Origin of the sequence: Shewanella chilikensis, assembly GCF_002836945.1 — a bacterium.
Lineage (GTDB): Bacteria > Pseudomonadota > Gammaproteobacteria > Enterobacterales > Shewanellaceae > Shewanella > Shewanella chilikensis.
This window is the reverse complement of the sequence record NZ_NIJM01000052.1, coordinates 1-12,939: the sequence shown is the minus strand read 5'-3', so window position 1 is coordinate 12,939 and position 12,939 is coordinate 1. Positions and strand designations below refer to the sequence as shown.

At 53.7% G+C, this 12,939-nt stretch carries 11 protein-coding genes and 1 riboswitch; of the genes, 4 read left to right on the top strand and 7 right to left on the bottom strand.

The window, feature by feature from the left end:
* Positions 1-48: 48 nt before the first annotated feature.
* Positions 49-2,319 (bottom strand): 5-methyltetrahydropteroyltriglutamate--homocysteine S-methyltransferase, encoded by a 2,271-nt coding sequence (metE, locus tag CX651_RS16205; RefSeq protein ID WP_101056876.1) that lies wholly within the window; start codon positions 2,317-2,319, stop codon positions 49-51.
* A 165-nt stretch (positions 2,320-2,484) separates the two neighbouring features.
* Between metE and CX651_RS16200 the strand changes: the two genes are divergently transcribed.
* Positions 2,485-3,387, top strand: a complete 903-nt coding sequence (locus CX651_RS16200) for a LysR family transcriptional regulator (protein WP_101056875.1) — start codon at positions 2,485-2,487, stop codon at positions 3,385-3,387.
* A gap of 49 nt (positions 3,388-3,436) precedes the next feature.
* Here the strand turns inward: CX651_RS16200 and CX651_RS16195 are convergent, their stop codons facing one another.
* From CX651_RS16195 to CX651_RS16175, 5 genes are all read right to left on the bottom strand, one after another.
* Entirely contained in the window at positions 3,437-4,159 is a 723-nt protein-coding gene (locus CX651_RS16195) for an HDOD domain-containing protein (RefSeq protein WP_101056874.1), read from the bottom strand.
* A 144-nt stretch (positions 4,160-4,303) separates the two neighbouring features.
* Positions 4,304-4,924, bottom strand: coding sequence for a GDSL-type esterase/lipase family protein (locus CX651_RS16190; protein WP_101056873.1), 621 nt, complete (start codon positions 4,922-4,924; stop codon positions 4,304-4,306).
* Positions 4,925-5,077: 153 nt separating this feature from the next.
* Positions 5,078-7,027, bottom strand: coding sequence for a TonB-dependent receptor (locus tag CX651_RS16185; RefSeq protein WP_101056872.1), 1,950 nt, complete (start codon positions 7,025-7,027; stop codon positions 5,078-5,080).
* A 92-nt stretch (positions 7,028-7,119) separates the two neighbouring features.
* Positions 7,120-7,312: riboswitch (cobalamin riboswitch) on the bottom strand.
* Positions 7,313-7,462: 150 nt separating this feature from the next.
* Complete coding sequence (locus CX651_RS16180) at positions 7,463-7,810, bottom strand: DUF805 domain-containing protein (protein WP_039035572.1); 348 nt, start codon at positions 7,808-7,810, stop codon at positions 7,463-7,465.
* Between the two features lie 252 nt (positions 7,811-8,062).
* The gene (locus tag CX651_RS16175) at positions 8,063-9,319 is read right to left on the bottom strand and encodes a hypothetical protein (RefSeq protein WP_101056871.1); all 1,257 of its coding nucleotides are present in this window, start codon (positions 9,317-9,319) and stop codon (positions 8,063-8,065) included.
* Positions 9,320-9,466: 147 nt separating this feature from the next.
* Here CX651_RS16175 and rihA point away from each other — a divergent pair, with 147 nt between their 5' ends.
* Positions 9,467-10,405, top strand: coding sequence for a pyrimidine-specific ribonucleoside hydrolase RihA (gene rihA, locus CX651_RS16170; RefSeq protein ID WP_101056870.1), 939 nt, complete (start codon positions 9,467-9,469; stop codon positions 10,403-10,405).
* A gap of 3 nt (positions 10,406-10,408) precedes the next feature.
* Positions 10,409-11,314 carry a ribokinase gene (gene rbsK, locus CX651_RS16165; protein WP_101056869.1) on the top strand — a complete coding sequence of 302 codons (906 nt, stop codon included), beginning with the start codon at positions 10,409-10,411 and terminating at the stop codon, positions 11,312-11,314.
* 67 nt (positions 11,315-11,381) lie between these two features.
* Here the strand turns inward: rbsK and CX651_RS16160 are convergent, their stop codons facing one another.
* Positions 11,382-11,903, bottom strand: coding sequence for a DUF2059 domain-containing protein (locus tag CX651_RS16160; RefSeq protein ID WP_198552061.1), 522 nt, complete (start codon positions 11,901-11,903; stop codon positions 11,382-11,384).
* A 208-nt stretch (positions 11,904-12,111) separates the two neighbouring features.
* Between CX651_RS16160 and azu the strand changes: the two genes are divergently transcribed.
* On the top strand, positions 12,112-12,579 hold the full coding sequence (azu, locus tag CX651_RS16155; protein WP_101056868.1) for an azurin: 468 nt from the start codon (positions 12,112-12,114) through the stop codon (positions 12,577-12,579).
* Positions 12,580-12,939: the final 360 nt, after the last annotated feature.

The window sequence follows — 12,939 nt, the reverse complement described above, 5'->3', positions numbered from 1 at the left end:
CATCAGGGGCGCATTGCGCCCCTGACTATTATTAACCACAGAGTTTTATCACCCGAGTCGACGTCGCAACTCCCTGGTGGCATCAACCATGTTCTTCAAAGCCGGTTCGACTTCTTCCCAGTTACGGGTCTTCAAGCCGCAATCCGGGTTGACCCAGAGCTGACGCAGAGGAATTTTCTGCGCCGCCTTTTCAATCAGGCTTACCATGGCCTCCACTGTTGGAATATTGGGGGAGTGAATATCATAAACCCCAGGGCCGATTTCATTGGGATAGTCAAAGTCTTCGAAGGCATTCAACAACTCCATCCGTGAGCGCGATGTTTCTATGGTGATCACATCGGCATCCATGGCGGCAATTGCCGCAATAGTGTCGTTGAATTCGCTGTAGCACATATGGGTGTGAATTTGGGTCTCGTCTCTGACACCGGCGGCGCTGAGCTTGAAAGCGGCCACGGCCCAATCGAGATAATGGGCCCAATCGCTGCGTTTAAGCGGCAAGCCTTCCCTAAAAGCCGGTTCATCAATCTGGATAATGCCTATGCCCGCCTGCTCCAATGCCACCACTTCATCGCGTATCGCCAGGGCCAACTGAGTCGCTATCTGTTCGCGGCTGATATCCTCGCGGGCAAAGGACCAATGCAATATAGTCACGGGACCGGTCAGCATGCCTTTCACCGGCTTGTCGGTAAGACTCTGGGCATATTCGGCCCAGTCAACTGTCATCGCCTTGGGACGGGTCACATCGGCGTAGATCAGCGGCGGCTTGACGCAGCGGGAACCATAGCTCTGCACCCAGCCATGTTTGGTAAAACCAACGCCATCGAGCTGTTCACCAAAGTATTCCACCATGTCGTTGCGCTCGGCTTCACCGTGTACCAGCACATCTATTCCCAGCTTGAGCTGACGTTCTATGGTATCTCGGGTCACCTGTTGCAGTTGCTCTGTGTACACAGCATCGTCCAACTCACCCTTGCGCCAGCGGCTGCGAAGGTTACGAATGGCTGCCGTTTGCGGGAATGAACCTATGGTAGTCGTCGGCAACAAAGGCAACTTGAACCTGGCCTGCTGGGCTTGTCTGCGCACCTCAAACTCATGGTTTCGGTCGTAATCGGCCGCGCTCAGCGCATCGATTCTGGCACTGAGCTGCTGATTGCGCCCCTGCGCCCTGGCCGCGCGCCGACTTCGGCAACGGGCGACCACAGCTTTGGCGCTTTCCGTCTCAGGCGCCGCCAAAAGCGCCTTGAGCTCCTGCAACTCGGTGAGTTTTTGCCTGGCGAATGCCAGCAGACTTTTAAGTTCGGGCGCCAGCACGGTCTCCACCTCGAGATCCACCGGGGTATGCAACAGGGAGCAGGAAGTGGCGAGCCAGAGCCTGTCTCCCAAATCACGCGCCAGTGGCGCCAACTGCTCGGCCACAAGATCCAGATCGGCGGCCCAGACGTTACGGCCGTTGATTACCCCAACCGATAACACCTGTTCGGGCGCCAATGCCCCGACAAAGGCCTGCAACTGCTCGGGCGCGGTGACCAGATCCAGGTGAATACCCGCCACCGGCAGTGCCGACAACAGACTTTGATGATGGGCTACAGTGCCGTAATAGGTTGCCAGCAACAGCCTGAGCGGCGCCGACTCGAGCACGCCGTAGGCCTGATTGAAGGCCTGTTGCCAGTTGTCATCCAGCTCAAGTGCCAGCGCAGGTTCATCCAATTGCACCCATTCAACACCCTGGGCGGCAAATCGGGCCAGAATGGCTTGATAGCATTGCAGCAGCGCCGGCAGCAATGTCAAACGGTCAAACTCTGCGCCCACTGTCTTGGACAGATACAGGAAAGTGACCGGCCCCAAGAGTACCGGCTTGGCAGTGTGGCCCAGCGCCTGAGCCTCGGTCACCTCTTCAAACAACTGCTCCCAGGCAATATCGAAGCGCTGATCTTCGCTGAGCTCAGGCACCAGATAATGGTAGTTGGTGTTGAAGTACTTGGTCATTTCAGACGCCGGCGCATGCTTACCGCTGGGTGCTCGGCCACGGGCAACCCGGAACAGGGTATCGAGATTGACAGCGCCGCCGTCACTGTGACGCTCGGGGATTACCCCCAGAGTCGCACTCAAGGTCAGCACCTGATCATAGTAAGCAAAATCGCCGACCGGTAACAGCTCTACCCCGGCATCAGCCTGCCACTGCCAATGGATGCGCCTAAGCTCCTTGGCAACACTCTGTAGTTCGGCTTGGCTGGACTCACCACGCCAATACTTCTCCAAAGCAAACTTGAGTTCACGTCGACGCCCGATACGGGGAAAACCAAGACTGTTTAATCGCATAATGTATACCATCCTCTGTAAATTGTGCTGCAAGTGACTGGCGACGCCGTAATACAACAAATCAAACTGGGCGTCTGGACGTCTAGAAGTTTATTGTGTTAGTCTCAGCACAGGCAACCGAATTGAATTCAAGGGCAACATGAGCGGCATTCATGTGGAGAGGAAATGATAGAACTGAGACACCTTCGTACTCTGATAGCACTGAAAGAAAGTGGCAGCCTGGCCGGCGCGGCGAAGAAACGCTTTGTCACTCAGTCGGCACTGTCGCACCAGATTAAAGAGTTGGAGACCCGGATTAACTCCCAGGTATTTGTCCGCAAAAGCAAACCTCTAACCTTCACGCTTGAGGGCAGTCGCCTGCTGAGCCTGGCAGAAGAGATACTGCCTCGGGTACAGGAAACCGAATTTGTGCTCAAACGCGGTCTATCTGGAAGCAGCGGCCCATTAAAGGTAGGTATTGAATGCCACAGTTGTTTTCGCTGGCTGATGCCTGTAATGGAAGCCTTTCATCAGTCTTATCCTGATGCCAACCTGGATCTCTCAAGCCGCCACCTGTTCGACTCACTCAATGCGCTGGAAACCGGTGAGCTGGATATAGTGCTAACCTCAGATCCTGTGCCCGGCCATGCCCTTGCCTACCAGCATCTATTTGATTTTGAAGTGAGACTGGTGATGGCCAAAGATCATCCTTTAGCCAGCAACAGCTATATTTTGCCGCAACAACTGGCAGGGGAAGCTATCATCAGTTATCCGGTGCCGCTGGAAAGGCTGGATATTTTCCGTCACTTCCTCGAGCCGGCCGGGGTGGTGCCCGGCCCACAAAAACGCTGCGATCTTACCAATGTATTGCTGCAACGCATCGCCTGTAAGGAAGGAGTAGCCGCTTTACCCAGTTGGTCACTGACCGAGGCCCAGGGCTTAAGCCTGACCTCTGTAAAACTGGGGCAGGAAGGCCTGAAACGGCCACTGTTCGGAGCCTACCGCCGCGACAGCAGCAATAGAGTGCAATTGCAAAGGCTGCTGGAATTAATAGCCAAAGAGGGATTACAGCGCCAGGACAGGCACTGACTGAGCGGCAGCCACAGTCACTGATAGTCGGCGACAGTCACAAAAAGATTTAGAGTGGATTTAGCAGCAAGCCGCGCTGCGACAATACCCTTCTCAGTACCAGTCCGGGTGAATGGGGATCCCGGGTCTGTCTCAAGTTATGGGCGACCATAAACTCATTTTGCAGCTCATCATCCAACCCCAGAGATTCAAAGGCTTCCACCGTCAGTGTTTGCTGCTGAGTATCTATTAATGTCTTGATAATGCCCAGCGGAAAGCACTGCTCGGCTTCGGCGTTGAGATAGGCAAACGCTGTCAGGGCTATTATCTGACCGAATACACTGAATAGTGCCAGAGTCTGCACTTCGTCCGCGTCTATCTGTACCCCTTGCATCTGATGCAAACTATCCACAGATTCGATCGCCACTGACTCGGTCAAACGCCAATAGCCTTGTACCAGCTTGCGATATGGCTGCGGCAATTCATCGAGCCGCTCCTTAAGATAGAAACTAAAGGCATAACGGTAGATATTGACCTGTCCAAGGCGCACCAAGGCATCCTTGAGGCTGCGGTTTGGCTGAACGGAAGGTGAGAGCGCGTTATTACTGCGCCACAACAGATGGGCTGCCAGCGCGGGATCGGTCGCGACAATATCAATCACATTGCGGATATCGCCATCAGCAATAATGGCCTTCTTAAGCGGGATCAGGATGCCGCGGCGACCTATCACCTGCTCTTCGTTGGCTATGATGGCACGCACTTGAGTAAAAACCTGCTGCTCAAGATCTGTCATGTGATTCTTTAAACCTGCTGTTATTTATTATGAAGGCACTATTGCCATTTATTATGGCAGAGAATTTACCCACAAAATGCCCACCAGGGTCAAGTTCAATCGATAATTAGCCCAGTTTTTGCCAAATAGAATCAAAAAGTAGCATCAAAAAGCGCCCGCCTCCTGCAGCTTGGAGAAGATGACTTGCGCCAAACGCGCATAGCCCTGTTGATTGAGATGCACAGTATCAGACTTGAGCTCGTTTGAACGCAAAAGCTCAGACAGAGTCTCCTCCAACAAGATGGCGCCGTGCTTGTCGGCCAGTTCGGCATACAAAGGCAGGGGCGACAGCAATAGATTCTTTTGCGGCACAGCCAGCAGCACTACCGGAATTTGCCGGGCCTTGGCCTCAAATAACATGGCCTCAATGTTTTGCGCCAATTGCGCCTGGTTGCGGCCGCGGAGAATATCATTACCGCCTTCGAGCAAAATAAGCAGATCCGGCTTGGTTTCATCCAGCAGCGCCGGCAAACGCTCAAGCCCGGCAGCCGATTGCTCACCGGAAACCCCGGCGTTGATCACCTCACAGCGGCACAACTCAGCCAGATGACTGGGATAATCCTGCCCGGTCTTGGCTCCCACGCCTTGGGTCAGGCTGTCACCAAAGGCCAGCAGTTTGCCATTGCTGCCGATATAAGCCAACTTGGGCTCGGAACAAGCCAGCAAAAACAGCGACAACAGAGCTATGACCACGCCCCTCAAACCATATCTGAAATCAAGGTTCATATTTCGGCTCTTGCCTCCTTATCAGTGGGAGCTTTCCTGCTGAAAAAAGCCCAAGCCCTCAACTAAAACAGATCGAGATACGGGCAGCAAAAAGCCGGGGGAACCCGGCTTTCTATGAAAAGCGCCACAAGGACTTATCCGCACCTTCCTGAATCAGAAGCGATAGCTGACGCTGAACCTCAGCGCGCGGCCGCTGCCCGAGTAATAACCATCGCCCCAGGTACTGAAATAACCCGAGCTGGCGTATTGCTTGTCAAACAGGTTATCGACCCTCAGGCTGGCAAGCCAGGCATCACGGCTGTAGTTGAGGGCGATATTCCCCAGCCAGTAGCTGTCCAGTTTATCGTGCTGGTTGCCATTGTCACCTTCCATATATCTGTCGCCCAGATACTGGCCCTCGACAAACAGCTGCCAATGCTTGCCAAAGTCCACACTGGTGTAGACACGCCCGGAATGCTCGGCCACCCAGGAGAGAGATTTGCCTTTGTTGGCGCCTTCAGTAAATTCGGCATCGATATAGTTGTACTCAAGTCCCAACTGCAGCATCTCATTGAGCTGCCAGTCCCAGTCGAGGCTGGCGCCATAACGGCGGGAGGCATCGGCATTGACGTTGGCACCGGGGAAAGCGCCGCCGATAGGCATATCGGCACTGGGATCAAAAACAATTTCATCTTCCAGCGACAGCCGGTACAGGTTCAGACGCAGGCTCTGGTTGCTCAAGGTCCAATCCCAGCCGGCTTCAATGGAACGGCCGGTCTGCGGCTTGAGGCCGACGACCGTTGGCGGCGTATAAGCTTGCTCATCGACCTTGGCGAAACGGAAGCTCTCATCAGCGCGAAGATAAAATCTGTGGCCTTCCAGCGGCCGATAGTTGAGTCCCAACTCGAGCGCGTGAGCGTCTTCATCCAGATCTATGCCATTGGGATAAACTTTACCATCCTTGAGTTCATCCTTGACCTTGGCATAGCGCCCACCCACCACATAGCTCAGGCTGCTGGTCAGTGGCACATTGGCCTGTAGATAGGTGCTGGTCATGGTTTGGGTATTGCTGCGCTGCATATAACTGAGATCGAACTCGGTTTCACCCCGTTGAATATCTGCGCCTATGACTATGCTCAGCTCACCATTGCGGGTCTGATAACGCCCAAGCGCCTTGGGGTTGAATTCCAACAACGAGCGCTCATTCCGACCTGGGCTGCCATAGCTGACGCTGGACACTAGCGTGTCACTGTAGTTAAGGTCCGCAACCAAAGCCCAGTTGGCGTGCACCTGGCGCTGAATATGAGCACGCCAGGCGGAAGTCATCTCATGGTTGTAATCCCCCGGCGTCGATGTCGCCTGGCGAGGATCGACCTCAAACTGTGCCTTGGTCAACGCACCAGGGGTCTGACGCTTATTATCGTAGTAACTGCCTTCGACAAAGAAGTTGGTCAACTCTGAATCATATTGCAGACGCCCCAGCACAGAACCGGTTTCGTTGGCATTGTTTTTACGGTAGTTGTCACTCTCGTTATAAGCAGCAGCCAAATAGTAACGCCAGTTGTCATTGATGGCACCGGACAGATCGCCACGGCCTTCGTAGGTATCGAAGCTGCCACCTGAGAGGGTCAGGTTGCCACCGCTGGCATTGGGTGCCTTGGTGATAATATTGATCACCCCACCGACGGCCTGATCGCCATAAAGCACCCCGGCACTGCCGGATAGGATCTCCACCCTTTCAATCTGATTGACTGCAATGGCACTCAGACTGGGAGCGGCAATATCGATATTGTTGAGTCGGCGACCATCAATCAGTATCAGGGTGTTATTCACCGCCTGACTGGCAGAAAAACCGCGCATCGCCAGCACAGGCCCTGAGTTATTGTCGGATATTTGAATGCCACTGCGGCCACGCAGTAACTCGCTCAGATTACTGGCACCACTTTGCTGAATATCGGCGGCATCTATGACCACCACATTGGCAGCAATATTGAGCGGCGTGTCATCCTGACGGCCAATGACCACCAGCTGTTCATCCACAGCCTTGGGTGTCACGCTCGCCATGACGGGAACAGAGGTAAATGCACCGCAAAGCAGCGCGAGATGATTTAGTTTGAAACCCATTTTCCTTTGACTCCTGAAAGGGAAACGGGGCAAGAGTGCCACGGCAGGGAGAGCCCCTTGGCTGCCGCATTTCGAGATCTGCCCACCGAAATCATCGAAATACCTCCAGGGCCGGTCTCCGGACTTTGGCTATGCGGTTGACCGCGCAAGAACCGGCTTTTATGACGCCGCTTGGGCGCGCCTGTCTCTCACCATTTACCGTTGCGGGGGCAGTGCCGGATTCTCACCGGCTTCCCGATTATCCCCGGTCTTTAATTCCGGGGCACCACGAGAGGTTGACTGAAATACTGTGCTGTCATTCTCGGCTCTGGCCGAGAGCGGGCATTATAGACGTCTATATGGATAAATGTCTAATTTTGACGCTGACTGACCGCTGCAGATTTACCCTAAAAAAACAAAAAGGGAGCAGATGCTCCCTTTCCATTATCTTAGCTGTTAACCCAGCTCTTTGGGGTTACTGCCAAAGCGGTTGTCACCTACTTCGCTGTCCTGGCAGTAGAAAACCAGCAGCACGATCCAACCTATAACAGGGATTAGTCCCAACAGCTGCCACCAACCACTGCGGTCAGTGTCATGCAGACGACGTGCCGCAATAGCAATAGAGGGCAATAGCAGACCCAAAGAATAAATCAGCCCCAGCACTGTGGTACCCAGTGCATAGTCGATAGCACTGACAACCATACTGAAAATGATATAGAACAGAACAAACATCCAGTATTCTGTCCGACGAGCTCGACCGGTAAAGTCGGCGTATTTTTTGATGGCTCCGATGAAATGTTCCATGTTTTCTCCCAATAACAGATCCAAGATCCGAAAACGCCGCACCAATTATTGAATGGCTTAAGGCGACCAAAGTTTCATCAGAGTTTCTGACTCCCTGAAACAGCGAACAATTTTAACATACCTGAATGAACTGCAAAGTGACAGAAAAGAGATTTACCTTCCATTGGCCACAGAATCAGAGATATCTCACCCCATCAGTCGTCATTGTTTTACAGATATCACCAATAGATAGCGTATCGACGCTTTTTCATCTTATCTGCTCAGCGTAAAACCACGGCTGGCGGCCAGAGCCTGGATATCGGCTTCAATTTGATCCAGCTGTGCCTGGCGCTTTCGACCAATTGCTCCTGAGTTAGACTTGGATGCCAGGCTGCCAAGAATATAGCGCCAATGCAGCGCTTGTTTTTTACGCTGTTTACGGCTCAAAGGATTCAGTGGCGGCTGTGCTACGAGTGCCTTGAGCAAGGCGCTCGCAGCGCTGGGCCAAACACCGGGCAGCGATTCCAGGTTATTAAAAAGCCATTCCAGGCAAACCAATCGGCTCACTTCGGTGTGGATAAATCCTTTGTCCCCCAAAGGCATTTGCCGCCCCAATAACAAGGCGTTGAATTGCTTTTGAATTTCAGCACTCCAGGGTTTGCGTTGCAGCTCGGCAAGGTGCTGGGAGAAGACCATCTTCGCCAGCTCATGCTCAGCAAACAGGCTGCGAATGCCATCGAGCAGTGCCAGGGTAAACTCAGGGTAGCGGCGACCGAGCGCCAATTGCAATGAAAGCCCAAGACCAGAAACACCCTCGCCTTTACTTGGCTGCTCCCACTTGAGACAAACGGGAACAAACCAAGCAAGAAAACGCACCTGCCATTCAGGTCTGGCGGCGATATAGCCAAGGGCCTGCCGCCCCAAATAGCTACTGGCCGGGCTGGCCCGGTTGGCTTCAAGTAATGCCAGTAACTCGGCGGGGTTATCGGCCTCCAGTAACTGCTCAACTATTGGCGACAACCGCTCCCGAGCCCGAAGAAAGCGCAAACTCTGGACGGTTTTACCCACAAACTTTCCGCCAATGGCCAGCGGCAATAGCGCGATTAGAATCCCCCACAGCTCGAGCCAGGTATTTTGTTGTTCTCGATAGTACTGGATATCGGTGCGCGCTATGCCAGGTTCCTCCGGCAAATACCAAAGGCTCACAAACTCACCGACACTTTTTGAGTCACAAAGCAGGCCAGGGGGATCCCAGATCTGATGCTCACTGCCGTTCGGCAACTGATAATGCAGCAAGCAATCCCATTCATAACGGCCGATGCCCCAGCGCCCCGGTGGAACGTATTGTTGAGCACGCCGGGCAATATAACCTTGGGTTTCAGCGCCTCTCTCGAGCAGGATATTCACTTCCTGCCAGGATTGGACACTCTCTTTGACAAAATAGAGTCCAAGAGCCGAGAACAGCCCACCGGTCAGCGCAAACAAGCCGATAAAGGCCAGGTCTTTCCAGATTGCCCGTATCTTTCCCACCGGGTCCCCTTTGAATCAATCCTTTAAAGGCGCGGATTGTAGCAGATTTCAACAATCTGTTGAGGAACACTTCACAGTTTGCCATTGGGTTCTGCGCACGCCACAGAGTCATGCTATGCTCGGGCAAATTGCGAAAGGAGTAACAGCATGAAACGCCCTATCATTCTCGACTGCGATCCTGGCCATGATGATGCCATCGCCTTGATCCTGGCCCTGGCCAACCCTGAGCTGGATCTGCTGGCCGTGACCACCAGCGCAGGTAACCAAACCCAGGAAAAAACACTCAACAATGCCATGCGAGTACTTACTCTACTGGGCAGAACCGATATACCTGTAGCCAGCGGCGCCCCCAAGCCTTTGGCAAGGGAGCTGATCATTGCCGACAATGTTCACGGTGAATCCGGGCTCGATGGCCCTGAACTGCCGGATCCCGCCTTTGAACCTCAGCCAGTGATGGCTTGGGAACTGATGGCCGAAAAAATCCGCCAAAGCAGCCAGCCGGTGACTCTGGTGCCCACGGGCCCCTTGACCAATATCGCGATTTTCCTGAGTGCCTATCCCGAACTCAAATCCCGTATCGAACAGATAGTGCTGATGGGCGGCGCCGCCGGTATCGGCAACTGGACCCCTGCCGCCGAATTCAACATTTTTGTTGACCCGGAAGCGGCCGACATGGTGTTCAAGTCAGGGATCCCTATCGTCATGGCCGGTCTGGACGTGACCCATGAGGCGCAGATCATGGAAGAGGATGTGGCCCGGTTCCGCGCGATTCCCAACAAGGTTGCCAAGTGTGTTGCCGATCTGCTGGAATTCTTTGTTATCTACCACAAGGATCCCAAGTGGGGCTTTGATGGCGCACCACTGCATGACCCCTGCACCATAGCCTGGCTGCTCAAGCCTGAGTTGTTCATCGGCCTGGACTGCCATGTGGCCATCGAAACCCAGAGCGAGCTGACTGTAGGGATGACTGTAGTCGACCGTTACCACCTGACCGGTAAACCCGCCAACGCCAAGGTGCTGATGCATCTGGATCGTGAAGGCTTTGTGGATCTGCTGGTTAATAGCCTCTACGCCTATCAGGATTAAAATATGAGCAGACTAGTGATAATCGGCAGTGCCAACGCCGATCATGTGATGGAATTCAGTCACCTGCCCGAGCCAGGGCAAACACTGATGAGCCGCAGCTACCGGTTGGAACATGGCGGCAAGGGCGCCAATCAAGCGGTCGCCACCGCCAGACTGGCACAGCCTGGCACCCGAGTGGACTTTATCTGCCATCTTGGGGACGACGCCATTGCCGATACCATGATTAAGAGTTGGTTGGACGATGGCATTCACCCACAGGGGTTGAAGAAAATGCCGGCAATGGCGACCGGCAGTGCGATGATTTTCATTGGTGATAGCGGTGAAAACTGTATCGGAGTGGCCGCAGGTGCCAACGCCAGCCTGGAGCCTGAAGATGTCCATTGTCATCAAGACCTGTTCAAAGGCGCCAGCCATCTGTTGGCACAGCTGGAAACGCCGTTGGAATCAGTCAAAGCTGCGCTGCAACTGGCCAAGCAACAGGGCACAGTGACTATCCTAAACCCGGCACCCGCCGGCCCCTTGGCTGACGATATGCTGGCCTTGGTGGATATCATCACTCCCAACGAGACCGAGGCAGAAGCCCTTAGCGGTATCAAGGTAGAAGATGAAGCCGGCGCCGCCAGAGCCGCTGCAGCGCTGCAAGCCAAAGGGGTGGGCACAGTGGTGATCACCCTCGGCAGTCGCGGCGCCTATGTGCGTCATCCCGAGTTTGAGGGCCTGGTGCCTAGTTATCCGGTCAAGGTGATTGATACTGTGGCCGCAGGAGACACTTTCAATGGTGCCCTGATGGTGGCCTTAAGTGAAGGACTGACCATAGAGCAAGCTGTGGATTTTGCCAATAAGGCCGCCTCCATAGCCGTGACCCGCCATGGTGCCCAGCGCGGTATACCCTACCGCCGCGAGCTATAATCAAGCCATTAACACCACAAAAACGGGAGTCATAGACTCCCGTTTTTTATACTGACTGCCAGTCAAATTATTCGCCTGAATGGGCTTCTCTATGAGCCTTGAGCTTATTGGCAAACTCCTGCTGCAGTTGCTCCATTTTGGGCAGCAGCCCCTGGCTCAGCGATTGGGTCATCATCATGGACTCCTGCATCACAGCCGGCATCTTGGCGACCATGGAACGCCCTGTATCACTGGAATAAAACGCCAGCATATCGGCAATTTCCTTGTCACTGTAATGCTTGACATAAATATCTGTCAGTGGCTGCTTCAGTTTGTCCCAGCCCAGTTCCTGTTTGAAGATCTGCGTGCTCTTACGGGCAAACTCTTCAAATAAAGGCTTTTCACTCTCCTTGATATTGAACTGTTGTTGCATGCCCAAAATCATCTGTTCCATCTGGGTGTATGCCGTGTCCATCATGGAGTCCATCTGCATTTCCAGCAGCAGTTGCTCCACCTGGGCCCGACGAGCGCTGTCGTCGGCCAACGCCAAAGGGCTTGTGAGCAATATGCCGCCCAGAACAAGAGATGACCAAAAACCAGGACCTTTCATGAGTGCCTCCGTGGCAAGTATTGATTCGGCTGTCAGTCTATCACAGCCCAAGCAACTGTCAGCTGCTCCTGCCACGGCTGACAGTTAAAATTCTGAGATTAATTCTCATTTAAGCTAGATACCGTTATGATTAACCCAGGCGGGAGCCTGCGGGGCTCTCGTACTGTCGAGAGAAATATCGACCCTAAAACCAGAAAAGGAATTGAAAATGAATAAGTTAACCAAGAGACTCGCGGGTATTACCCTGTTGGGAGCCGGCGCCGTTATCAGCAGTACTGCCAGCGCCGACGAATGCAGCCTGACCATCACAGCCAACGATGCGATGCAATTTGATACCAAAGAACTCAGCGTTCCCGCCAGTTGCAAGACGGTAGAACTGACATTGACTCATTCCGGCACCCTACCTGTGACAGCCATGGGCCACAACTGGGTTCTGAGCAAGAGCGCCGATATGCAGGGCATTGCCACTGATGGTATGGCAGCGGGCGCCGATGCCGCCTATGTTAAAGCCGGTGATGAGCGGGTCATTGCCCATACTCCTCTGGTTGGTGGCGGCGAATCAGTCAGCATCAGCTTCAGCACCGAAGGCATGACACAGGAAGAAAGCTATAACTTCTTCTGCTCCTTCCCCGGCCACTGGGCCGTAATGCAAGGCAGCTTCAGTATCAAAGGCTAAATCTACGCGCTTTGGGCCCTGATAAGGGCCCAAAGAAGCACTTCCCTACCGTAAAACATAAACCTCCTCTAGTCATCATTGGCCAAAGCCCACGGGGTACTGCAATGTTTGCCCGCCAACCTTGAACGCCCGGCCACAGGGGTATGTGAGCTGTTGAATCGGGCGCGCCTTCAGGCTCTGCAACTCTCAATCCCCCTGCGCTAGCTAAAAAAATCCCCGCAACTTGGCGCAACGTAGTTCACTTAAGTGGAGCTGCCTTGTGATTAACAGGATATCGGGTCTTTGATATTTTTACCGCCCTAGGCCGATTTGGCTTAGGGCGTTTGTCTATAAAAAGGATGGACAAGTCTCCTCGCAGAC